The organism is Microbispora sp. GKU 823 (assembly GCF_002027145.1).
Classification (GTDB): domain Bacteria; phylum Actinomycetota; class Actinomycetes; order Streptosporangiales; family Streptosporangiaceae; genus Microbispora; species Microbispora siamensis.
This window is the reverse complement of sequence record NZ_MWJN01000031.1, coordinates 22,139-43,678: the sequence shown is the minus strand read 5'-3', so window position 1 is coordinate 43,678 and position 21,540 is coordinate 22,139. Positions and strand designations below refer to the sequence as shown.

General features: G+C 69.5%; 26 protein-coding genes. 19 read left to right on the top strand and 7 right to left on the bottom strand.

Annotation, left to right across the window (positions count from 1 at the left end):
* Positions 1–27: 27 nt before the first annotated feature.
* From B1L11_RS54065 to B1L11_RS18315, 5 genes are read left to right on the top strand one after another with little or no spacing between them, the layout of a single operon-like run.
* Complete coding sequence (locus B1L11_RS54065) at positions 28–348, top strand: ATP-binding cassette domain-containing protein (protein WP_143737351.1); 321 nt, start codon at positions 28–30, stop codon at positions 346–348.
* Positions 348–680 carry an ATP-binding cassette domain-containing protein gene (locus B1L11_RS18330; RefSeq protein ID WP_256862661.1) on the top strand — a complete coding sequence of 111 codons (333 nt, stop codon included), beginning with the start codon at positions 348–350 and terminating at the stop codon, positions 678–680. The genes B1L11_RS54065 and B1L11_RS18330 overlap by 1 nt, the downstream gene beginning before the upstream one ends.
* Entirely contained in the window at positions 677–1,465 is a 789-nt protein-coding gene (locus B1L11_RS18325) for an ABC transporter permease (protein ID WP_143737349.1), read from the top strand. The genes B1L11_RS18330 and B1L11_RS18325 overlap by 4 nt, the downstream gene beginning before the upstream one ends.
* A gap of 19 nt (positions 1,466–1,484) precedes the next feature.
* A complete protein-coding gene (locus B1L11_RS18320) occupies positions 1,485–2,459 on the top strand; it encodes a polyprenyl synthetase family protein (RefSeq protein ID WP_143737348.1) in 975 nt (324 codons plus the stop codon).
* Positions 2,456–3,550, top strand: coding sequence for a terpene synthase family protein (locus B1L11_RS18315; protein ID WP_143737347.1), 1,095 nt, complete (start codon positions 2,456–2,458; stop codon positions 3,548–3,550). Before B1L11_RS18320 ends, B1L11_RS18315 begins: the two co-directional genes overlap by 4 nt.
* A gap of 18 nt (positions 3,551–3,568) precedes the next feature.
* Here B1L11_RS18315 and B1L11_RS18310 read toward each other — a convergent pair whose 3' ends face one another.
* Complete coding sequence (locus B1L11_RS18310) at positions 3,569–4,291, bottom strand: TetR/AcrR family transcriptional regulator (RefSeq protein ID WP_079315615.1); 723 nt, start codon at positions 4,289–4,291, stop codon at positions 3,569–3,571.
* An 84-nt stretch (positions 4,292–4,375) separates the two neighbouring features.
* Here B1L11_RS18310 and B1L11_RS18305 point away from each other — a divergent pair, with 84 nt between their 5' ends.
* The 5 genes from B1L11_RS18305 to B1L11_RS18285 all read left to right on the top strand — a co-directional run bounded on the left by B1L11_RS18305 (position 4,376) and on the right by B1L11_RS18285 (position 10,769).
* Entirely contained in the window at positions 4,376–5,224 is an 849-nt protein-coding gene (locus tag B1L11_RS18305; protein WP_079315614.1) for an SDR family oxidoreductase, read from the top strand.
* A gap of 83 nt (positions 5,225–5,307) precedes the next feature.
* Entirely contained in the window at positions 5,308–6,228 is a 921-nt protein-coding gene (locus tag B1L11_RS18300; RefSeq protein WP_079315613.1) for a hypothetical protein, read from the top strand.
* A 161-nt stretch (positions 6,229–6,389) separates the two neighbouring features.
* Entirely contained in the window at positions 6,390–6,821 is a 432-nt protein-coding gene (locus tag B1L11_RS18295) for a hypothetical protein (RefSeq protein ID WP_079315612.1), read from the top strand.
* Complete coding sequence (locus B1L11_RS18290) at positions 6,818–8,437, top strand: hypothetical protein (RefSeq protein WP_079315611.1); 1,620 nt, start codon at positions 6,818–6,820, stop codon at positions 8,435–8,437. The genes B1L11_RS18295 and B1L11_RS18290 overlap by 4 nt, the downstream gene beginning before the upstream one ends.
* Positions 8,438–8,666: 229 nt before the next feature.
* On the top strand, positions 8,667–10,769 hold the full coding sequence (locus tag B1L11_RS18285) for a glycoside hydrolase family 6 protein (protein ID WP_179155206.1): 2,103 nt from the start codon (positions 8,667–8,669) through the stop codon (positions 10,767–10,769).
* 1 nt (position 10,770) lies between these two features.
* Here the strand turns inward: B1L11_RS18285 and B1L11_RS18280 are convergent, their stop codons facing one another.
* On the bottom strand, positions 10,771–11,406 hold the full coding sequence (locus B1L11_RS18280) for a TetR/AcrR family transcriptional regulator (protein ID WP_079315609.1): 636 nt from the start codon (positions 11,404–11,406) through the stop codon (positions 10,771–10,773).
* 125 nt (positions 11,407–11,531) lie between these two features.
* Here B1L11_RS18280 and B1L11_RS18275 point away from each other — a divergent pair, with 125 nt between their 5' ends.
* Entirely contained in the window at positions 11,532–13,631 is a 2,100-nt protein-coding gene (locus B1L11_RS18275) for a glycoside hydrolase family 6 protein (RefSeq protein ID WP_079315608.1), read from the top strand.
* Positions 13,632–13,633: 2 nt separating this feature from the next.
* Here the strand turns inward: B1L11_RS18275 and B1L11_RS18270 are convergent, their stop codons facing one another.
* Both B1L11_RS18270 and B1L11_RS18265 read right to left on the bottom strand, forming a co-directional pair.
* Positions 13,634–14,308, bottom strand: a complete 675-nt coding sequence (locus B1L11_RS18270; RefSeq protein WP_079315607.1) for a DUF4166 domain-containing protein — start codon at positions 14,306–14,308, stop codon at positions 13,634–13,636.
* Positions 14,305–14,988 (bottom strand): hypothetical protein, encoded by a 684-nt coding sequence (locus tag B1L11_RS18265; protein WP_256862660.1) that lies wholly within the window; start codon positions 14,986–14,988, stop codon positions 14,305–14,307. The genes B1L11_RS18270 and B1L11_RS18265 overlap by 4 nt, the downstream gene beginning before the upstream one ends.
* A 130-nt stretch (positions 14,989–15,118) precedes the next feature.
* On the opposite strand from B1L11_RS18265, the gene B1L11_RS54915 reads away from it, so the two are divergent.
* On the top strand, positions 15,119–16,165 hold the full coding sequence (locus tag B1L11_RS54915) for a YDG/SRA domain-containing protein (RefSeq protein WP_372974689.1): 1,047 nt from the start codon (positions 15,119–15,121) through the stop codon (positions 16,163–16,165).
* Between the two features lie 54 nt (positions 16,166–16,219).
* On the opposite strand, the gene B1L11_RS18255 is transcribed toward B1L11_RS54915, so the two are convergent.
* Positions 16,220–16,735 (bottom strand): DUF5919 domain-containing protein, encoded by a 516-nt coding sequence (locus tag B1L11_RS18255; protein WP_256862659.1) that lies wholly within the window; start codon positions 16,733–16,735, stop codon positions 16,220–16,222.
* Positions 16,736–17,084: 349 nt separating this feature from the next.
* On the opposite strand from B1L11_RS18255, the gene B1L11_RS18250 reads away from it, so the two are divergent.
* The 4 genes from B1L11_RS18250 to B1L11_RS18235 all read left to right on the top strand — a co-directional run bounded on the left by B1L11_RS18250 (position 17,085) and on the right by B1L11_RS18235 (position 18,398).
* Positions 17,085–17,306, top strand: a complete 222-nt coding sequence (locus B1L11_RS18250; RefSeq protein ID WP_079315604.1) for a hypothetical protein — start codon at positions 17,085–17,087, stop codon at positions 17,304–17,306.
* 125 nt (positions 17,307–17,431) lie between these two features.
* Complete coding sequence (locus B1L11_RS18245; RefSeq protein WP_256862658.1) at positions 17,432–17,650, top strand: hypothetical protein; 219 nt, start codon at positions 17,432–17,434, stop codon at positions 17,648–17,650.
* 54 nt (positions 17,651–17,704) lie between these two features.
* Positions 17,705–17,917, top strand: a complete 213-nt coding sequence (locus B1L11_RS51125) for a DUF397 domain-containing protein (RefSeq protein WP_079315603.1) — start codon at positions 17,705–17,707, stop codon at positions 17,915–17,917.
* A gap of 61 nt (positions 17,918–17,978) precedes the next feature.
* Positions 17,979–18,398 carry a hypothetical protein gene (locus tag B1L11_RS18235; RefSeq protein WP_079315602.1) on the top strand — a complete coding sequence of 140 codons (420 nt, stop codon included), beginning with the start codon at positions 17,979–17,981 and terminating at the stop codon, positions 18,396–18,398.
* Position 18,399: 1 nt separating this feature from the next.
* Here B1L11_RS18235 and B1L11_RS18230 read toward each other — a convergent pair whose 3' ends face one another.
* The gene (locus B1L11_RS18230) at positions 18,400–18,795 is read right to left on the bottom strand and encodes a DUF4440 domain-containing protein (protein WP_079315601.1); all 396 of its coding nucleotides are present in this window, start codon (positions 18,793–18,795) and stop codon (positions 18,400–18,402) included.
* Between the two features lie 106 nt (positions 18,796–18,901).
* Here B1L11_RS18230 and B1L11_RS18225 point away from each other — a divergent pair, with 106 nt between their 5' ends.
* Positions 18,902–19,216, top strand: coding sequence for a helix-turn-helix domain-containing protein (locus B1L11_RS18225; protein WP_079315600.1), 315 nt, complete (start codon positions 18,902–18,904; stop codon positions 19,214–19,216).
* A gap of 4 nt (positions 19,217–19,220) precedes the next feature.
* On the opposite strand, the gene B1L11_RS18220 is transcribed toward B1L11_RS18225, so the two are convergent.
* A complete protein-coding gene (locus B1L11_RS18220; RefSeq protein ID WP_079315599.1) occupies positions 19,221–19,976 on the bottom strand; it encodes an SDR family NAD(P)-dependent oxidoreductase in 756 nt (251 codons plus the stop codon).
* A 127-nt stretch (positions 19,977–20,103) separates the two neighbouring features.
* On the opposite strand from B1L11_RS18220, the gene B1L11_RS18215 reads away from it, so the two are divergent.
* Positions 20,104–20,964, top strand: a complete 861-nt coding sequence (locus tag B1L11_RS18215) for a helix-turn-helix domain-containing protein (protein WP_079315598.1) — start codon at positions 20,104–20,106, stop codon at positions 20,962–20,964.
* A 45-nt stretch (positions 20,965–21,009) separates the two neighbouring features.
* Positions 21,010–21,534 (top strand): GNAT family N-acetyltransferase, encoded by a 525-nt coding sequence (locus tag B1L11_RS18210; RefSeq protein ID WP_079315597.1) that lies wholly within the window; start codon positions 21,010–21,012, stop codon positions 21,532–21,534.
* Positions 21,535–21,540: the final 6 nt, after the last annotated feature.

Genomic DNA, 21,540 nt, shown 5'->3' with positions numbered 1-21,540 from the left:
GCGGGACCGGGTGGGGAAGGGTGCCGAATGCCGTCGGATGAGCCCGTGCTGCGGGTGCGGGACGTACGGAAGAGCTACCGGGGTGGCCCGGTCCTGCGTGGAGTGGATCTCGATCTGCCGCCCGGCCGAGTGGTGGGGATCGTCGGGGAGAACGGCGCGGGCAAGACCACGCTGCTGCGCGTCCTCGCGGGCGACCTGCGGCCGGACGGCGGGTCGGTGCGCCACGGCGGGCGCATCGGTCACTGTCCACAGGAGACGGTGCTGCACGACGCGTTCACGGTCGGGCACACCTGCGGTTCTTCCAGGTCGCCTACGGCCTGGAGAGCCTGCGCAGGGCCGAGGAGCTGATGGAGGCGCTGCGGTTCTCCGGCTCCCGCGGGGCCCGCCCCGCCACCCTGAGCGGCGGCACGCGGCAGAAGCTCAACCTCGTCCTGGCCCTGATGCACGACCCGGACGTGCTCCTGCTCGACGAGCCCTATCAGGGTTTCGACTGGGAGACGTACGTTCGGTTCTGGGACCTGGCCGAGGAACTGCGCGCGCGTGGCCGCTCGGTGCTGGTGGTCTCCCATCTCGCCTACGACGCGGCACGGCTCGACACGCTCCATCGGCTGGAGGGCGGCGTGCTGCGCGAGCAGGAACGCGTGACCGCCGGTGCCACGGACAGGGCGGGTGCGCCGTGAGACGCCATTGGGGCTGCTACGCCACCGCCGTGCGCATGACGTTCGTGGAGCACCTGCGCAACCGGCTGGCATTGGTGATCATCGTGGTCTTCATCCCGGTGTGGGCGATCCTCATCTACGCCCTGTCCCTGGAGATCTCGCTCCCGTTCTACGTCCGGGCCGCCGACCGGACCGTCACGATGCCGGCCAACGTCCTCAACCAGCTCGGCGGGGCGCTGCAGATCCTGGCGTTGATCACCGGGTTCATGATGTTCGTGACCACGATGAACTCGGCGTCCTTCGACCGCCGGCTGGTGCGATCCGGTTTCCCCCAGTTGTGCCTGATCGCGGCGAAGCTCACCGCCCTGGTGGTGGTCGCGCTCTGCGTCGCGCTCTACGCGACCGGCCTGATCTGCCTGACCCATCCGACCGCGCAGCCCCTGCTGCTCGCCGCCGCCCTCGCCGGTGGGGCGCTGATCTACGGAGGGATCGGCATCGCGCTCGCCGCGGTGCTGACCAGCGACCTGGCCGGTCTGGTCCTCGTCACCGTGATCTGCTCGATCGACCTGGCCCTGCAGAGCCCCCTCGCCACCCCCGCCGCGGCCGGCGTCCTGGTGCGTTACCTGCCCGACTACGGGCCGATGCAGGCGGCGGTCGCGGCCGTGGCCATGGAAACGGTGCCCTGGAACACCGCCGGCCCGGCCGCGTGCTGGGCGCTGGGCACGGTCGTCCTCGGCATCTCCGCTTTCGCCGGCCGTACGCGCGCGCACCAGCCGGTGGGCGGGCCGGTGGCGGCGCATTCATGAGTCCCCGTCAGGAGCATCCGTGACATCTGAGAGCGTTTCTCGTGCCTTCCCCGCCCTGGAGTCCGACCTGGATCGGGTGCGGGAGATCGTCGGCATGGCGGACGTGCCGAGCCGCTCCGAGCTGGCCCCGCTGACCAGGCAGCCTGCCGGTCACCGCCACCTGATCCGGCCCACTCTGGTGCTGCTGTCGTACTACGTGCTCGCCGGGCCGGAACGGGCCGCCGACATCCGCGCCGTCAAGGCCGCGGCGGCCGTCGAACTGCTGCACATGGCATCGCTCTACCACGACGACGTCATCGACGACGCGCGCCAGCGCAGGGGCAGGCCGAGCGTCAACATCGTGTGGGGCGCGCGCCTGGCCGTCCTGGCCGGCGACCTCCTGTTCATCAGCGCCAGCCGGATCCTCTCCGAGCTGGGCCGGCGTGAGGCCCTGATGGTCGCCGAGATCGCCCAGCGCACGTGCTCGGGAATGATCGCCGAGACCGCCGACCGCTTCCTGCTCTCCCGCACCGAGGAGGCCTACATGGAGGTGACCGGCGCCAAGACGGCCGAGTTACTGTCCCTCGCCTGCAGGCTGGGCGCCATGCAGGCCGGGCGGGACCCCGAGGCGGAGGAGGACCTGGCGCGGTTCGGCTGGCATCTCGGCCTGGCCTACCAGGTGCGCGACGACATCCTCGACCTGACCGCGACGACCGGGGAGCTCGGAAAACCGGCCAACTCCGACATCATGGAAGGCGTCTACACGCTCCCCGTGATCAGGGCCCTGGGCCGCGAACCCGCCCTCGCCCGGCTGCTGCGCCGCGGCCTGACGGCGGCCGACGCCGAGCGCGCGCGGCAACTGGTCCTGTCCTGCGGAGCCGTGGAGGAAGCCCGGCAGGTCGCCGACGCCCAGATGGAGACGGCTCTGCGGCGGCTCGATCTCCTGCGGCTCCGGGGCCTCGGCGGATCCGCGGTCACGGGAGGGGGCTCGCCGGCTACGTGCGGTCGGTCATGAGCTCCGGCGGAAAGGCCGCCCCGGCACCCGTCACCGTGCCCGCCCCCTCCCCCGCGCCCTCTCTCGCGCCGGTTTCCACTCCGGTTTCCGCTCGGGCCGGCCTCCCGGCCGGGGAGAAGGAGCGCGTACAGGAGCGGTTGGACGCCTGGTTGCTGGACACCGGGCTGGCCGCCACGCCTGAGGAGGCCCGCCACCCGCGGTGGAACGCCATGGCCGCGACCGCCGCGCGGTTCTGGCCGGACGCCGACGCCGAGCAGGCCGAGACGCTGGCCCGGTGGATGCTGGTGATCGCCGTCGTCGACGACCTCTTCGACGAGCCGGGTCTCGCCGACCCTGACGAGATCGTCCGGCTGCGGCACCGGCTCACCCTCCTCGTACGCGGGCTCGACGGCACCCCGCCGGCCGGTGGAGCGGTCGCCACGGCCATGGCACAGGCATGGGAGCGGATCCGCCTCGTCCAGCCTCCCTCGTGGCGGACGCGCGCCCTCGGCCACCTCGAGGAATGGCTGGAGGCGGCCGAGCGCGAGGCATGCCACCGGCTCAGCGGGTTCATCCCCAGCCTGCGGGACCAGTTCGCGCTGCGCCTGGGGAGCTCCGGGGCGCCGGTCTTCCTGGACAGCTTCGAGATCACGTACGGCGGGGAGTTCGAACCGGCGGTACGCGACCATCCGCTCTACCGGCGGCTCCTGGACGTCGCCGCGGCCGCGGCGCTGGCGGAGAACGACCTGCGGACCCTGGACGAGGACGAGGCCGTCGGCGCTCCCTACAACTTGGTCAGGGTGCTCCGCCACGAGACCGGCTGCACCAGGCAGGAGGCGATCGACGCGGTGACCCGTCAGGTCGAGGACGGCTTCGCCCAGGTGGACGCCATACTCACCGCCGCACCCGCCATCCTGCGGCCCACCGACGGCGCGGCCGCCTCCGTGACCGGGATGGGTCTCGTGCGCCTTGCCCGAGAGCGACTGCCTGGCTGGCGCACCCTTCACGACATCGACCGCTACAGCCGCTCGTCCGCGGGCAGCGAGACGTACCTGACCCGGCTGCGCCGGGAACTCCTGGTGGAGTACGCGGAGACCGGCGCGGCCCGCTGACCTCGGCCTGCCGAGACCTCAGCCGGATCCGTCCGCGGCGAGGCGGTCGAGCCATTCGCCGAGCACGTGGCGTTCGCCGTCGGTGAGAGCCGTGGCGTCTGGTAGCGCGGCGCGCAGCGCCATCGCCGCCGCGGCCGGGCCGGGGGTTTCGACCGCGGGGGCGTCGGTGGTGATGGCGGCTATCGCCGCGTCGCGGGCCACCTCGGACAGGCGCGGGTCACGCCGCTCCTCGGGCAGTGCGAGCAACGTGAAGACCGTGCCGCAGCCCGCGGCGTGCAGGAGGTCGGCCGCCAGGCGCTCGCCGACCTTCAACCGGCCGGCGGCGGCGATGGCGTGGATGCGCTCGCCGAGCATGCGGAAGGCGGCGACGGCGGCGGGCGACCGCCGTCCCGGCGTGGGGTCGCCGTACATGAGCGAGAACAAGGCGGGGTTCGCCAGCCCGAACCCGACGTGCAGGTCCCATCCGGCCCGCAAGGCTTCGACCGGATCGTCGGCGGGCGGGCTCGCCTTCTTGTCCTGCAGATAGGAGCTGAAGCCATACTCGGCGACCGCGTCGAGCAGGCCCTCCTTGTCGCCGAACAGCCGGTAGATCGTCGGCGCCTGCGTCCCAGCCGCCGAGGCCACCGCTCTGGTCGAGAGGGCGTCGCGCCCGCCGCTCGCGAGCAGCCGGGCCGCGACCGACACGATGTGCGCCCGCGTCCTGTCGCGGCCACTCGCCGCCTCGCTCTCCGGATCGCTCACGCTTCCAACGATATCAGCTCGTTGCTATCGCCGATTTTCCAGTGTTAGCGTTCTGTCGTTATCAGCGATATCAAGGAGTAAAACATGATCGTCATCACCGGAGCGACTGGTCAGCTCGGCCGTGGCGTCGTCGAGCACCTGCTCGCACGCATCCCCGCCGAGCGGATCGGCGTCAGCGTCCGCGACCCCCTCAAGGCCCAGGACCTCGTGGACCTCGGCGTACGCGTCCGCCAGGGCGACTTCGACGACCCCGCGAGCCTTGCGTACGCGTTCGAGGGCGCGGCGCAGGTGCTCATCGTCTCCGGCCCGGCGGACGCCCGCCCGCACCGTACGGCGATCGAGGCCGCCACGGCCGCAGGCGCCGAGCGGATCCTCTACACCAGCCACATGGGCGCGAACCCGGCCTCGCCCTTCCTGCCGATGCCGTCCCACGCCGAGACGGAGCAGGACCTGCGCGCAGCCGGGGTCGCGTTCACCGCGCTGCGCAACGGCTTCTACGCCACTACCGCGCTCCAGTTCGTCGGTCAGGCGCTCGAGTCCGGCACGCTCGTCGCGCCGGAGGACGGCCCGGTCTCCTGGACGGCCCACGCCGACCTCGCCGAGGTGACCGCCGTCGCACTGACCCAGGAGGGCCGGCTCGACGGGATCACGCCGCCGCTGACCGGTCCCGACTCACTCGACCTCGCGGACGTCGCCGCGATCGCCTCCGACCTGACGGGACGCGAGATCACCCGCGTCACCGTCCCGGACGAGGAGTGGGTCGCGGGCATGGTGGCGCGCGGCGTGCCCGAGCCGCAGGCCCGGTTCCTGCTGGGCATGTTCGAGGCCAGCCGCCGGGGAGAGTTCGCCGAGGTCGGCCCCGCCCTCGGGGAGCTGCTCGGTCGTAAGCCGATCGCGTTGCGCGAACTGCTGGCGGCCACGCTCACGAACTGATGCCCTTTTGCGCCTGATTCCGCCCGTTCGATTCGCGTGATCGTTACAGTACGTCGGACGGAGTGTTCCCAGGGAGTGCAGGCATGGGCAGGCGCAAGTACCGGGACGAACGGCGTCACTACAGATACGTCGAGGCCATGGTGGTCGACCGTGTTCTCGACGAGAACACGCAGTCGGTGCTGCGAATGCTGCCCGGGCAGCCGATCGTGACGGCGAACCAATTCTCCACATCTGTGGATTGGGACGACTACACACCGGATATGGAGAAATTCGTCGAGCGGACCTTCGACGCCTGGCTGTTCTTCGACAACTACGGTCCCCGTACGGTCGCCTTCCGGATCCCCAGCGCGGCGCTGCCGGCGCAGGCCGTCGCCCCGTGTCTGCACGGGACCTCGCTGGAAGGCCTGCACATGGAAACCAGCGGCGACGATCTGCTCCTGCGGTTCAGCCTGTACGCCGAGGACTCCGAGCTGTTCAACCTGAAAGAGACGGGCGCGGGATGGCTTCACAGGATCCTGCCGGTCCGCGAGGAACTGATGTCGGGCAGGCTGGACGCGCTGGAGCTGGGGCGGGTGGTCGGCACCTACTGGGACGAGGTCGACCGCAACCCGTCCGCCGAGTATGGGCTGTCGAAGGCGTCGCGCGTCCTGGCGGCGTACCTGCTGGTCGCTCCCGAGGAACTGGCGCGCTTGGCGGCCAAGCGGACGGAAGCAGGGAGCGTGGAGTTGCCGGCGGGGTGGCTGTCCACCTGTTCCGGCCTCGAACCGGTGGCCCGATGGGAGTTCGCCGCCGCCGATCCGGGCAAGTCCTTCCAGATCACGCTGGGCCGGCTGCCGAGCGGCTGTGAGTACGGCGAGTGGTACGTGACGTCGTCGGAGCCCCGGGGCAGGCCCCTGGCCTTTCGCACGGAGGACGACGCCCGTCGTGGTTACCACGACGAGGCGCTACGGCTGCAGCGGCTCAACGACCCCGGCCGCTGGCGGCAACTGGACCACACCGTGTGAGCCGTGCATCGGCCGAGCATTTCGCGCCCCGAGATCGTGCCCATAAGCGATGCATTCAAGGCGCTGATAGGCGGAACCGGGTCGATTTCCATATCGGGGCATCCGGCGACCTCACCAAGGCCAGTTATACAGTGTCATAAAAGCATGTGAGGAGGCCGAAAATGCTGGTCGAATGGCTGGCAGCGGTGGCCGCGGCGGGCGGCACCGCGGTGGTGCAGGCCGCGGGCACGGACGTGTGGGTGACTGTGCGGCAGCGGGTGGCGCAGGTGCTCGGCCGCGACGATCCCGAACGTGAGCAGGCGGAATTGATGCGGCTGGATCAGACCGCGGCGGATCTCGCCTCGCTCGCCCCTGGGGATGCGGCGTTGATACGGGCACGGCAGGAGGCGTCCTGGACGGCCCGGTTCGAGATGCTGCTGGAGAGTCTCGGCGAGGCCGAACGCGAACGGGTCGCCCGTGAACTGAACGACATCGCTGACCAGGCCCGCCAGGCATCAGTGGGAGGTGTGTCGGGGAACGTCTTCCGCGGACCGACCGCGTTTCAGGTCGGGGACCACAACCGTCAGGACAACCACTTCGGGCCGAGGGCATGACCCGCGACGCCGAATCAGACGGAGACGGAGTATCGGGAAACGTCTTCCACGGCCCGGCCCCCTTCCAACTCGGCGATCGCAACGTCCAGATCAACCACTTCCACCAAGCGGCGCCGCAGCGCCGCCCGCTGGTCCTCGCGGGTGCGGCGGTTACGACCCGAGAAGAACTGGCCGCCGCCATCCGCGGCAACTGGGCTGCGGCGAGGCGTCAGTTCTTCGAGGGCGCGGCCACGACCGGCGCTCCCTCCGATGGTTGGCACGGCCTTCTCGCCTGGTTGCACGCGCTCGACGGTCTCACCGCCGATGACCTGACCGCCCAGATCGAACTCGTCGACCATCGGCTCCGAGACGACGGACTCCCGGCCGACCTGAAACTGCTTCACCTGCTGGGCTGGCTCGATCCGGAGGGAGAAGCCGTCTGGCGGGGAACGGTCGTGACCCCGGAGTCGCTTTCCGAGGCACTCAGGATCGGTCGTCTGCGCGAAAGCGGCCCCGAATGGGAGCTCTACCGCGACCTCTGCGAGGGCGGCTTGTTGGACGCCCTCTCCAGGTTCACGGTGCTGAGCGCGCTGCGCGGAACGCAACGGGCCTGGGACGAGGCCTGGGATGCGTGGCGGCAGTTGGCCGCTCAGGCTCCCGGACTGCCGACCGAAGCCCGGGAATGGGCCGAGAGCGGGGCGCGCGGGCTGCTGCTCGCGGCCCTTCTGCCCTACCCGGAGAGCAAGGCGTGGTTGCGCGCCGGCTGCGAGCGCGTGGCGCCACCCCCCGCCGGTGAGATCGAGTGGTACGACTGGTTGCGCGCGCGGGACGGCGGCTCCGATACCCCTATCGGGTGGCTCGTGCGCGCCGACTTCACGGCTTTCGCCGCGGCCCAGGCGGAACAGCAGCGTCACCAGGCGGCGGTCGACCGGCAGAACCAGCGGATGACGACCGTGCTGGATTACGCCTCCGCTCTACGGGACCGGCAGTGGGCCGACTATGAGAGCCGGCGGCTCTCGCCCACCGCCCGATTGGGAGCGGTCGTCCGCGCGACGCTGTGGCTCGGGGCCTGGGGCGCCGCCACGATCCCGGTGGCCTGGATCATCTGGGGCTGGACTCTGCCGGACATCGCCGCGACGGTGTCCTGGTATCTCGTGGCACTGACCCTGGCGGCGTACGCAGGCTGGCTACCGACCGTCGTACGGCTCGGCGCGGCGTACCAGCCTCCGCTGCGGCGCGTGCGCGAGTGGGCCCGGGCTGCGCGCGGCAGCATTCGGAGAGGTTCGATCAGAGTCGGCATCGTGGTCGGAGTCGTCCTGATCCTTGGGGTGCTCCTTCACGACGTCGGCTCCATCGTGACGACGGTTCTCCTCACGCCCTTGCTGGCCGTGGCGTTCTACTTTGCCCGCATCGGGGCGCTTCACGACTGGGCGGACGACCATCGGGAACGGCTGCGGGACTACCAGTCCAGGCGGCCCGGTTCCGGCGGCATTCCGCAGAGCATCGTCCGAGGTGCTCAATCGCCGTCGGCCAGAGTCCGGGCCGATGCCTACCAGGCGTACGTGCGGCAGTTCACCGGCCTCGACCACGGCCGGAAGGACGACGCCGACCGGGAGAACGGCCGCCGCGACCGCTGAGCGGCTCCGCAGTGCCGGGCGATGGCCGTGCCCGGCGGTGGTCAATAAGATCCTTACTGATCTGGCGAGAGCATCCAGCGGGGGCGAACGATGTCGCATTCGTGGGGCGAACGGCGGCAGCGGGGCGGGGGGCTTAGGCGGTTTCGGTGACGGGCACGAGTCCGGCCCCGGATGGCCGTCCGGCCCGCCGTGGCACCCCGCCGACCTGCGTACGGGCGACCCGCACCAGGTGGGGCCGTACCGGCTGCTGCGCAGACTGGGCGAGGGCGGGATGGGCACCGTCTACCTGGGCGAGGCTCCGGACGGGACGCGCGTGGCGGTCAAGCTGCTGCACCACACGATCGCCGCCGACCCCGACTTCCGCCGCCGGTTCCGGCGCGAGGTCGAGGCCGCCAAACGAGTCGCCCGCTTCTGCACCGCCGCCGTCCTCGACGCCGAAATGGACGGCGAGACCGTCTATCTGGTCACCGAATACGTGCCCGGGCCCACCCTCCGGGAGGCCGTCGAACGCGACGGACCGCTACGCGGCTCCAGCCTCGACGGCCTCGCCGTCAGCATCGCGACCGCCCTGCGCGCCATCCACGCCGCCGGCATCATCCACCGCGACCTCAAGCCCGGCAACGTCCTGCTCTCCCCCATCGGCCCCAAAGTCATCGACTTCGGCGTCGCCCACCTGACCGACACCGCCACGCACAGCAGCGCCGTCGTCGGAACGCCCTCCTTCATGTCCCCCGAACAGTTCGAGGGCGGCCCGCTCACACCCGCCTCCGACGTCTTCGCCTGGGCGAGCACGGTCGCGTACGCCGGCACGGGCCACGCCCCCTTCGGCAACGGGCCGCTGCCGGTCGTCATCAACCGGGTCATCAACGGCGAACCCGACCTGACCGGCCTCGACGGGCCGCTGGGCACGCTCGTCGCCCGCGCCCTGGCCAAGAACCCCGCCGAACGAGCGACCGTACAGGACATCCTGGACGCCCTCACCGGCTCCCCCGCGATGCCCTCGCCGGCATCCGGGGCGGAGGTGATGTCCCAGGCGTCAGTGGCGCCGGAGTCGTGGGTCACCACACTGCCCGGAGGCGACAGACGCCACCGCAGGCTGCTCACCGGGGCAGCGGCCGGAGTCGCGGGGCTGGCGGTGATCGCGACGGTGGTCGCCTTATGGCCCTCGGGCGGCGACACGCATGCCGGGGCGTCCGCGACCTCCTCAGTCACCTCCACTCGCTCCACGGTGGTGGTCTCCGGGGGGCCTACGCCCATCGCCTCGGCCGCGTCGAAGGCCCCGACGGGCAGTGGCGGCAACCCGCTTCGTGAGCCCGGCGTACGGTTCGCGTACCGGCCGGATCCCGACGCGCAGCGCCAGGCGAGCGTCTGGAGCGCGCAGGGTAAGAAGGCCGACGCCGCACTGATGCGCGCCCTCGCCGCAGTGCCACATCCTGTGAACCTGAACATGCCGGCCGCCGAGGCCGGGCGCACGGTCGCGTCCACCGTACGGCTGGCCTCCGCGCGTCACGCCGTTCCCGTGTTCGTGACCGACCACGTGCCGATGAAGGACTGCTCCCAATGGGGAGAGCCGGACGAGCGGTCCTACCGTGACTGGATCGACCGTGTGGCGAAGGCGATCGGCAAGGCGCGGACGGTGGTCGTGCTGGAACCGAACAGCCTGACCAGGCTTCCCGGCTCCAACAGTTGCTCGCAGGGAAGCAAGGCGGGCGCGGCCGAGCGCTACCGAGAGCTCGGCTACGCGGTGAACCGCCTGGGGAAGCTCCCGCACACGGCCGTGTATCTCGACGGCGGCATCAAGGGCTGGCCCAGCCTCGTCGAGATCGCCGACCGGCTCGTGAAGGCCGGGGTGAAGCGAGCCGACGGCTTCTACCTGAACACGGCGGACTTCCAGGAGACCGACGAGCTTCTCAGGTATGGGGAAAGCCTGTCCCGTTGCCTCTACCTGAAGATGAACAACGGCGGGAGCACCTGCACCGGCGCCGAGATCGACGCGGTGCCGGCCGGGACGCCCCTGACCCACTTCGTCATCGACACCAGCCGGAACGGCAAGGGCGGGTGGGAGCCGCCGGAGGGCAAGTACGCCGACCCGCAGATCTGGTGCAACCCGCCCGGTCGCGGCGTCGGTCGCCGTCCGACCACCGACACGGGCAGCGAACTGGCCGACGCGTTCCTGTGGCTTCGCTCCCCCGAGCAGTCCAACGGCCAGTGCACGCGGGGCGGCAAGGGGCCCCAGGACCCCGTCTACCACCAGGTCGACCCCATCGGCGGCACCTGGTGGTCGGTGCTCGCCCTCGACCGCGCCCGCAACGCCGTCCCGCCGCTGCGCTGACTCACTTTTCGCCGGAGTTGGCCTTGCGGAGGCGGGTGCGGACGGTACGCCGTACGAGCGGGCCCATGTCCTCCAGGACGCCGACCAGGCCGGCGAGCTGCTCCAGGCTGTCGAACGCGCGCTCCGCGCCGTCCTGGTCGACGCCCTCGTACAGTTCGAGGCCGACGAAAGCCGCCGCGGTGGCGCGGGCGAGCCCGGCGAGGTCCACGAACTCCGCGAGCGGACTGTCGGCCAGCACCCGGTTGAGGACCTCCTCGATCTCGGTGACCCACATGCCGAGACCGGCCGCGGTGGCGGGGGCGAGTTTGTCGTCCATCTGGCTGCCCGCGAGCATCTGGGCGAGCACGGCGAGGTTTCCCGCCTCGCGTTCCTCGGCGTGCAGCGCACGGCCGAGGTCGAGCAGCTCCTTCAGCGAGTTCACGGCCGCGAACCGGGCCCGGTAGACGGCCACCCGCTGCTCGGAGCCGTGCCGCAGGGCCGCGGCGAGGAGGTCGTCGACCGTGCCGAAGTGGTAGAAGACGAGCGCCTGGTTCACCCCGGCCGCGGTGGCGATCGCCCGCGCCGAGGCCCCCGCGATGCCCTGGGTTCGCAGTGTCTCCAGAGCGCCTTCGAGCAGCCGCCTACGGGTGTCGCCCATCGTCTCCCCCTTCGTTCCTCTTCGCGGCTTCACCGTAGTGGCACGCGTTCGGCCATGGCCGCGCCCGGCGGTGGTCAATAAGATCCGTAGTGGCCTGACCTTCCGGACATCCCAGCGGGGGCGATGTGAACGGCGGCAGCGAGACGGGGGGCTTACCCGAGCAGCATGAGTCCGGTCTGCGGGCGGGTGACCCGGCCCAGGTGGGGCCGTACCGGCTGCTGCGCAGACTGGGCGAGGGCGGGATGGGCACCGTCTACCTGGGCGAGGCTCCGGACGGCACCCGCGTGGCGGTCAAGCTGCTCCACCACACGATCGCCGCCGACCCCGACTTCCGCCGCCGGTTCCGCCGCGAGGTCGAGGCCGCCAAACGAGTCGCCCGCTTCTGCACCGCCGCCGTCCTGGACGCGGAAGTGGACGGCGAAACGGTCTACCTGGTCACCGAATACGTGCCCGGGCCGAACCTCCGGGAGGCCGTCGAACGCGACGGACCGCTACGCGGCTCCAGCCTGGACGGGCTCGCCGTCAGCGTCGCGACCGCCCTGCGCGCCATCCACGCCGCCGGCATCATCCACCGCGACCTCAAGCCCGGCAACGTCCTGCTCTCCCCCATCGGCCCCAAAGTCATCGACTTCGGCATCGCTCACCTGTCAGACATGGCCGGACATATGAGCAGCGCCGTCGTCGGCACGCCCTCGTTCATGTCGCCCGAGCAGTTCGAGGGCGGCCCGCTCACACCCGCCTCCGACGTCTTCGCCTGGGCGAGCACGATCACCTACGCGGGCACCGGCCACGCCCCCTTCGGCCACGGATCGCTCCCCGTCGTGCTCAATCGAGTCGTCAACGGCGAACCCGACCTGACCGGCCTCGACGGCCCGCTGGGCACCCTGGTCGCCCGCGCCCTGGCCAAGAACCCCGCCGAACGACCGACCGTACAGGACATTCTCGACACGCTCACCGGTTCCGCGGCACCGTCCGTTACCACTCTGCCCGGAGGTGGTGGGAGACGCCGCCGCAGTCTGATGATCGGTACCGGGGCGGGCGCGCTGGCCCTGGTCGCGGCGGTGACCGCCACCTGGCTCAGCACCTCGTCGGGCTCGTCCTCGTCCGGCTCGTCCGCCACCATGTCCGTCACCTCGGCGGCCTCCGTGGCTGTCACGGTCCCGTCCGCTTCCGCCGCAGACACCGGGGGCAACCCGCTGCGCGAGCCCGGCGTACGGTTCGCGTACAAGCAGGAGCTCGACCCGCAGCGCCAGGCGGACCTCTGGGAGGCGCAGGGCAGGAAAACCGACGCAGCGCTGATGCGCGCCCTGGCCGCAGTGCCGCATTCCGTGAACCTGAACATGCCGGTCGCCGAGGTGAAGGACACGGTCACGTCCACCATGCGGCTCGCCGCGGCCCACGACGCCGTACCGGTGTTCCTCACGGATTACGTCCCGCTGCTGGACTGCTCCGATCGGGGGGCGCCGAACGAGCAGACGTACAAGGACTGGATCGACCGGATCGCGGCCGGCATCGGCGCCGGCCGGGCGGTCGTGGTGCTGGAACCCAACAGCCTGACCGAGCTGCCGGGCACCGACGACTGCCCTTCGGGCGGGAAGGCGGGGATGACCGAGCGCTACCGCGAGCTGGGCTACGCGGTGGACCGACTGGGTAAGCTCCCGCACACGGCCGTCTACCTCGACGGCGGCATCGAGGGGTGGCCCGACTTCGTCGTGATGGCCGATCGGCTCGTGAACGCCGGGGTGGGGCGGGCCGACGGCTTCTATTTGAACAGCTCGGACTTCCAGCACACCGACAGCCTCCTCCGATACGGGGACAGGCTCTCCCGCTGCGTCTACCTGTTGAGCACCAAGGGCGGCGGCACCTGTGCGGACGCCGAGATCGACGCCGTGCCGGCCGACGCGCCGCTGACCCACTTCGTCATCGACACCAGCCGCAACGGCAAGGGCGTGTGGGATGCCCCCGAGGGCAAGTACGCCGACCCTCAATTGTGGTGCAACCCGCCAGGGCGGGGCGTCGGCCTGCGCCCGACCACCGACACCGGCAACGAGCTGGCCGACGCCTTCCTGTGGATCCGCCACCCCGGAGAGTCCAGCGGCCGGTGCCTCCGGGGCGGCCCCGGGCCGGAGGATCCGGTGTATCACCAGGTGGACCCCGTCGGCGGCACCTGGTGGCCATCCCTCGCTCTCGAACGCGCTCGCAACGCCGTACCCCCGCTGCGTTGATCTCACAGGCGTGCCTCTTCGCGCCGCGGCTTCAGGGCGGCGGGCACGCCGTGTTCCGAGACGTCTACGTACCGGGCTTTGAATGCCCCCCAGTAACCGAACATCGGGCCCAGCCTGTGGTGCGAGACGGTCACCCCGACGCGGAACTCCCCCGTCCCGTCGTCGTACGACTCCCTCACGACGGCCGTGCCGGTCATGAGCGCGGGAAGACGGCAGGAGAGCCGCCCCTCGTGCAGGCGGAACCCGCTGGAGCGGATGACGAGGCCCCCGCGCTCGTCCACCTGAAAGTCCAGGTCCACGGCCACATGCTGATGCGAGCCCAGGTAGTCGACGATGCCCTTGACGGGGTCGTACACCATCTGGGCGTCGAACCGTCTGCGGTGGCCGGGCAGATCGAATGTGCGGACGAAGCTGACCGTCTCCCGTCCGTAGGAGTCGATGTACGGGTAGTTCTCGATCGTGAACGGCACCTGCCGGCCCTGCTCGGGGACCAGGATGTTGCGCGTTCCGCCGAGGGCGAGGAACGGCCGGGTGAAGCCCGCATGCCAAATGTGCTCCATCACCCCCGTGCCCACGCAGGCCCGCCCGCCGGTGACGCTCACGCCGAAGCGGTGCCGCAGTTGCGGGTGTAGACGGGCAAAGTCGGCGCCGAGGGCACGTTCGAAGATCGAGGTCATGGCGTCTCCAGGTGCGTCAGGGGAGCTTTTGCCGCCTGCCGATCGGGCGGGCGGCGCCGGCATCGGCGGGCCGCAGGGGTTGACGGGAGCGGCGGCAGGAGGATGGCCGCCGCTCCTATGAGGCAGGCGATGACGGCCGGGGTGATGGCGACGGCGACGGCGGTCGCGAGGGTACGGAGGCAGAGTTCGGCGAGGGCCTGCCACAGGGAACGCTCCGGCGTCTGGCCGGTCTCCAGCCAGAGGCGAAGCCGGTCGAAGGACCAGGCCGTCGCCCAGCCGATGAGCGGCCGGAACACGAGGTCCACGGCCTTGCCCCAGCCGGGGCGATAGCCGTACCGGGTGATGAAGCGGACCCCGTCGTGGGTGGGGACGTACCGCCAGTAACCGGAGCCCGATCGAATCAGCGAGAGCGGATGGCCCGAGCCGAACCGCAGCGCCGACGTCCTGTCGCCGGTGTCTTGACGCTCCCCGGTCGTGACACCGTCGCCGGTGATGACAAGCCCCGGCAGGAGCCGAAAGGCGTACCGGAAGTGCTGCGGCCCGTCGTCGGCACGCGGCAGGTAGTCGATCTCTGCGAACCGGAGATCCCAACGTTGATGCAGCTCAGGCCGCTGCGTCCGCTCCCACAGAGCCTCCATGTCGGCCCGGATCAAGCACTCGACGTACACAGACCGCGCCACAGCACCCTCCAGCGTCTTGAGCGATCGCTCAAAACGAGGGTAGGCCGACTTAAGCGATCGCTCAAGCAGCACTCAACTGGAGATGGATGTTCAGGTGACAGCCCTTACCACCTGACGCCCTAGTTGCGGGATGAGGAGCTCATACCGGCACCTTCCCGACGGTCCCGTGGAAGTACTCCAACCAATAGGCGTTGCGCTCACATATACCTATATGACCACAAATCGGGCTAAGGTGCTCTTGTGGTTACTCCATATGCCATCATGTTGCAGCATGGCAGTACAGTTCGGACACATCGCGGGTTACCCCACAGGTTCTCCATTCAAGAACAGAGAAGAACTTCGAATTGCCGGCCTGCACTCACAGAACATGGCAGGCATATCCGGTAACGCCAAAACCGGAGCGGACGCAATCGTAGTATCTGGCGGATACGTAGACGATGCGGACTACGGGGAAATAATTATTTACACTGGGCATGGGGGACGCGACCCAAATACTGGGCGCCAGATTCGAGACCAAGAGTTAACCGACTCAGGAAATGCCGCTCTCGTTCGTAGTGAATTAGAGGGACTGCCGGTACGCGTCATACGAGGACGTCACAACAAGCGGCATCACCAGTCGCCATTCGCACCAAGCTCGGGCTATCGATACGACGGACTCTATCGAGTGGAAAGCCATTGGGCCAAGATGGGGGTGGACGGCTTTCGCGTCTGGCAGTTCCGCCTGGTCAAGCTCGAAGACGGGGAAGTATCGACACCAAAAGTCACCAGTCCTGCGTCGATTGATCAGTATGCCGTCGGGCCCGCTCCGGTAACTACCTCGATCATACAGCGTATCGTGCGAAACAGCATGATCGCGCACATCGTTAAGTCCTGGTACTCACACGAATGCCAGGTCTGCGGACTTGCCATACAAGTAGAGGGAGGCCTGTACAGCGAAGGTGCCCACATACGCGGCCTGGGGCAGCCTCACCATGGTCCCGACATACCAGAAAATCTCCTCTGCCTATGCCCGAACGATCACGTACGCTTCGATAATGGGGCAATCTACCTTACGGACGATCTACACGTTATGGATGCATTAACTGGCCAAGCAGTAGGTCAGCTGCGCGTGCACAAGAACCACAAAATTGATCTGAGGCACGTTGCTTACCATCGAGCGTGCTGGACCAAGGACTAGATGTAGCGAGTTCCCCACGGTCATTTGATTAGCGACAAGCAGGGGAACGTCGTGCTACACCTGCCGCCATATTTCTCGGCCGGCCGACCACAGCTCCTTGACGTGGTAGGCGAAGCGGTCGTAGAGGCCGTCGTCCTGGTGGCGCTTGAGGTGCAGGAGCGGCGAGTCGTGGCCGACCAGCTTGGCCAGGTGCGGGGTGACGAGCATCTCGTCGTCGAACTGGAACGCCGACAGGGCGATGTGCTCGTCACCGAACCGCGCCTCGATACCGGGCACGTCCTTGAGCTGGTCGAGTTCGGCCAGTGTGATGCGGATCCGAGTGGACACCGTGAGCGGAACGCCTTCGGTTTCCTCACGTCGGCGGGTTATCTCGCTGTCGGGGTCGCCGATCAGAAAGCGGACGCGGCATCCCTGCTCAGCTTTGCGCTTGAGCACCTTCGCCAGATTGGGGTGCTCAAGCCAGAGGAAGTAGTTCGTGTATCCGGCCAACGTGATTGTCGACTTCGCGTCGGTGATGAGCGCCCGCCATACGCTCTTCGGGCAGGCTGACCGGTAGGGGTAGACCGACACGACCTCCCGATCAGGTCCAGTTTTGACCGTGTTCCTTATCGCCTCGGGCCATAACACGGACTCATCCACTCCCAACGCTTCGGCAGCGGCCCATCGATGACGTGGGTGCGGCACGCGTGCCTCGTCAGCCAGCCAGCGGGACACCGTCTTAACGTCCACCTCACACCGCAGCGCGAGGTCCCTTTCGGTAAGTCTCGCACTGGACATGGCTTGGCGTAGAGAGTGATTGGTCATCGGCGACCTCGAATCGGGAGGACGTTGAGGACGTATCCAGACGGTAACGCGAAACGTCCCGCACGTCCCGAGAACGCGGTGTAAACGCACCAGCACAGCGCGTGATGCTGTCGGCATGTCCACGACGACAACCTTCCAGGATCTGCGGGCCGCGTTCCCCCATTGGACAATCTGGCGGAGCTCAGCCGATCGCCTATGGGCCACGCGCAACCAGCGGCTCACTGACGCGCAGTTGAGTCACGGGCTGAGCCACACCATCGACGCTGACGACGCCGACCAACTCGTTGCGCAACTCCGCGACCAGGAGGAGCTCGCCGCAGGGTTGTTGCCCCAGTGAGTGACGGCGTACCTGCCCTCCGAGCGTCCGCTGTCCGGGCGCTCGATGCTCTGGCCCAGGCCGACTCTGGATGTCCCGGGCTGCATGTGGCGCCGGAGCAGCCCGAACATGTCGCGATCCGGTGGATGCGGGAGACCAGGCGCAGCGTCCGGGCCCGGGTCATGGCCCATACCTGCGACCACTGCGCGCTGCTGGCGTACGAGCTGTGCGCCTCGGGCGGGCTGCTGTTCGTCCGCCGTACGGACCGAACCGACAAAAGGCCGGAGGTCCGGGAGACCGAACGGCTGCCCGACGCGCGGGCGCGACGGCTGTGGACGGATCTGTTGCTCGGCAAGGCCCGATGAAGACGCCCGCCCGGCGAACCGTCCGGGGCGGACCACCAACAGGAAAGGAACACGATGGACCTGTACGACCGCGACCTCGCCGGAGTGCGCTTCCGGCGGCTGTGCGGCGGCAACCAGCAGGAGGAGGACATGGAGTCCTGCGTCGAGCTGGCCCCGATTCCGGGCGAGGCCGACGCCTTCGCCCTGCGTGACAGCAAGAACCCGGATGCCGGGACTCTCCGCTTCACCGGTGCCGAGCTTCGCGCGGCCGGCCTGACCACACTGTAGGAGCACGGTGGCCCCTGCCCGGTGCTAGCAAGCAGGGGCCACCCCCACTGTACGGAGCGCCATGCACCTGCACTGCTACGTGTGGAGCGGGATCGGGGAAGAGCTGCGCAACGAGGCCGAGCGGCGACCGCCGCTGCCGCCCGCCGATCCCGGTCCGTTCACGAGCTCTCCCCTGCCGCCGATGCGTACGTGCGACTGGCTGCTGAAGCCGGCCCGCCGGATCGACGCCTCTCCGGCCTCGCCCGACGACGCTCTCGCCTGGCTCGCGGAGCGCTACCGGACGATGGAAAGCTCCTTCCTTCGCCCGGCCGACGAGGCCCGGATCGGGCTGGACTTCAGGCTGGAGACCGCCCGCGAGGCACTCACCAACGGCGTGGACGTGCAGTGGGGCATCTGGCTGACCGGCGGCCGTTTCCTCACCTGCGGCGTGGTGTGCTGCTCCCCCAACCGCCACGCCGATTACCGCTGCCCCGCCTCTTGATTCAGTTTCCTTCCACAGGCGCCACCCCGAACGGGTTGTCGATGACGTACCGCCAGACGCCGTCCGGGCCGCGGCGGGCGACGTCTGTCGCGGTGCCCTCGATGCGCACCCGATCACCCCGGACGTCCACGCCGTCGATGGTCCAGTCCACCACGAGCAGCGCGAGATCGCCGGACACGTAGGTGTGCCGGGGCCGCACTGTGATCGGCACCCCGAGACCGAGGAATTCGGCGTTTGCCCGGCCGATCCCGTCCCCGGTCACTGCCATGCCGGGACTCGGCACGAACACGGCGCCGTCCTCGTACATCTCCGACACAGCGGCCGGCACGCCGCTGTTGAATCGCGCGGCGAACACCGCGGGGACGTCCTCGGCCCGGCGTGCTATTTCTCGACTCATCGGCTTTCATCCCTCCGGTCGTACAGGAACCGCGAGGAACATTAGGAGGCGCTTTCGTGGCTAACCAAAGGGTTTGCATCGCCCGGCCGGCCTTCCGGACGGCCCGATGGGCGAGGCCGCCGAGCCTTCCCCGTCCTGCCCTGTGGAGATCACCCTCGCGGCGCTCCGCGGCAGGTGGACGACACTGGTGATCCGCGAACTCCTCCGCGGCGACCGTACGTTCAGCGAGCTCCGCCGCATACTGCCCCGCCTCTCGGACAAGGTTCTCTCCGAACGGCTGGCCCACCTCGCGGACGTCGGGGTCGTCGACCGTCACCGCCTCTCCGGCTGGCCGCCTCGGGTCCGGTACAGCCTGACCCCGCGTGGACGCTCCCTCGGTCCGGTCCTGCAAGCCCTCTGGGACTGGGGCACGGTCTCCTGACCCGTCAGGCGCCACCGGTCACTTTGATGGCCTGTCCGGTGATGCCGGTGTTGGCGGCCGAGCCCAGGTAGACGACGGCGCGCGCGACCTCGGCGGCGTCGAGCAGGCGGCCGATCGGAGCCCGCGCACTGTAGTGATCGCCTGCCTGCTCGACCATCGCGACATTGGTCTCGGTCCTGGTGAACCCGGGCATCACGACGTTGGACAGGATGTCGCCGTCCTTCCCCAGCCCGAACGCCGCGGACCTGCTGAAACCGTGCAGTGCCGCCTTGGCCGCCCCGTAGTACTCCCCACCGGGCATGCCGTCGACCGCGATGCTTGACGAGATGTGCACCATCCGGCCCCATCCACGCTCCCGCATGGACGGGACGACCGCCCGGCTGAGCCGGAGCGCGCCCTCGACGTTCGCCCGGATCATCTTCTGCCACCTCTCGTCGGGCACGGCCTCGAAGGGAAGGTCCGCCTCCGGCTCGGTGGCGCCCCAGTGCACGGCGTTGTTGACGAGCACGTCGATCCGGCCGGACCATGCGAGCACGGTCTCGACCAGGCCGCGGGCCGATTCGTCGTCGTCCAGTTCGTACGGCGCGACCAGCGAGCGTCCGTCGATCTCCTTGGCGAGCCGCTCCGCGCCCGCCTGGGAGTGGTGGTAGGTGAGCACCACGTCGGCCCCTTCGGCGGCGAACCCGCGGGCGATCTCCCGGCCGATGCCGCCGGAGGCTCCCGTCACGATGACCGTACGGCCCCTGAGTCCCAGATCCATTTCAACGCTCCTTACGACTGTTGGAAACAAAGAATCCGGCGACAGGGACCGTCGGAGGGAGGCCGGGCCGAGACTGGCCCCCGCAGGGCCACGATCGGAAACGAGGCCACTCGGTAGCCTGCGAATCGTGAGCGACAACACCCTGGGCGAGTTCCTGCGGGCCCGCCGCGAGGCCGTCACCCCCACCGAGGTCGGGCTGCCCGGCGGCGGCCGGCGCCGCACCCCCGGCCTGCGCCGTTCCGAACTGGCCACGCTCGCCGGGATCAGCGTCGAATACCTCACCCGGCTCGAGCAGGGGCGTGATCGTCATCCCTCGGTGCCTGTGCTCGCCGCCCTCGCCGACGCGTTGCGCCTGTCCGCCGACGAGCGCCTCCATCTGCTCCACCACTTCAAGGCGGCCGATGGCGCCGGCCGGCTTGTCGGCCCGTGCCAGGGGCCGCCCGCGCAGTCGGTCCGGCCCACCGTCCGGGCACTGCTCGACCGGCTCGAACCCGCCCCGGCGTTGGTGGTCAACCGTCTCGGTGACGTGCTCGCGTACACGAACGGCTACGAGCGGCTCACCGGCCCGATCGGGTTGCTGGACCGCCGGCCGCCCAACCTGGTGCGGTACGTCTTCGCCGATCCCCGGGCCAGAGCCGCATATCCCGAGTGGAACCGAGTCGCCGACGAGCGGCTCGCCGGGCTGAAACTGGGCGTTTCCCGCGGGGACCCGCACATCGAGCACCTTGTCGACGAACTGACCCTCGCCGTCGGCGCCCCCTTCACCGACCGGTTGAAAACTCCGCCGGGCCCGTCCAGGCGCACCGGCCTCGAACGGCTCACGCATCCGGAGGCGGGCGAACTACGGCTGGCCTATGAAACCCTCGGCCTGGCCGACGACGACAACCAGTTCCTGATCGCCTATCTCCCCGCGGACGACGCCACCGCCGCCAGGCTCGACCGCCTCACCGGCCGTCACCCCGGCGCCCTTCGCGCCGTCAGCGGCTGATGATCTCAGCGCTAGTGTCGAAGAACATCGACGGGAGGCGGCACGGTGAGCGCGATTGAGGTACGGCTGCGGCCGGTGACAGAAGACGATCTCGGCATGTTCCGGCGTTTCGCCACGGAGCCGGGGTTGATCGGCCTGGACTGGGCGGGGTTTCGCGACGCCCAGGCACCGGCACGTCGCTTCGCCAAGGACGGATACCTGGGCGAGGACGACAGCAGGCTCATCGTCGAGGCCGACGGCACGGCCGCGGGCCTGGTGAGCTGGTCGGCCCGAGGGTTCGGCGTCTCCCGATACTGGGAGATAGGGATCGCCCTGCTGCCGGACTGGCGTGGCCGTGGCATCGGCTGGCGCGCTCAGGCGATGCTGTGCGACTACCTGTTCACCCACACCCCGGTCGAGCGCATCCAGGCGTTCACCCATCCGGAGAACACCGCGGAACAGAAGTCGCTGGAGAAGGCCGGCTTCAAACTGGAGGGCGTCTTACGCGCGGTGGAGTTCCTCCGCGGTCAGTGGCGCGACGGCTGGATGTACAGCAGGCTGCGCAGCGACCCTTACCCGCCGAATCCGTGAGCGTGG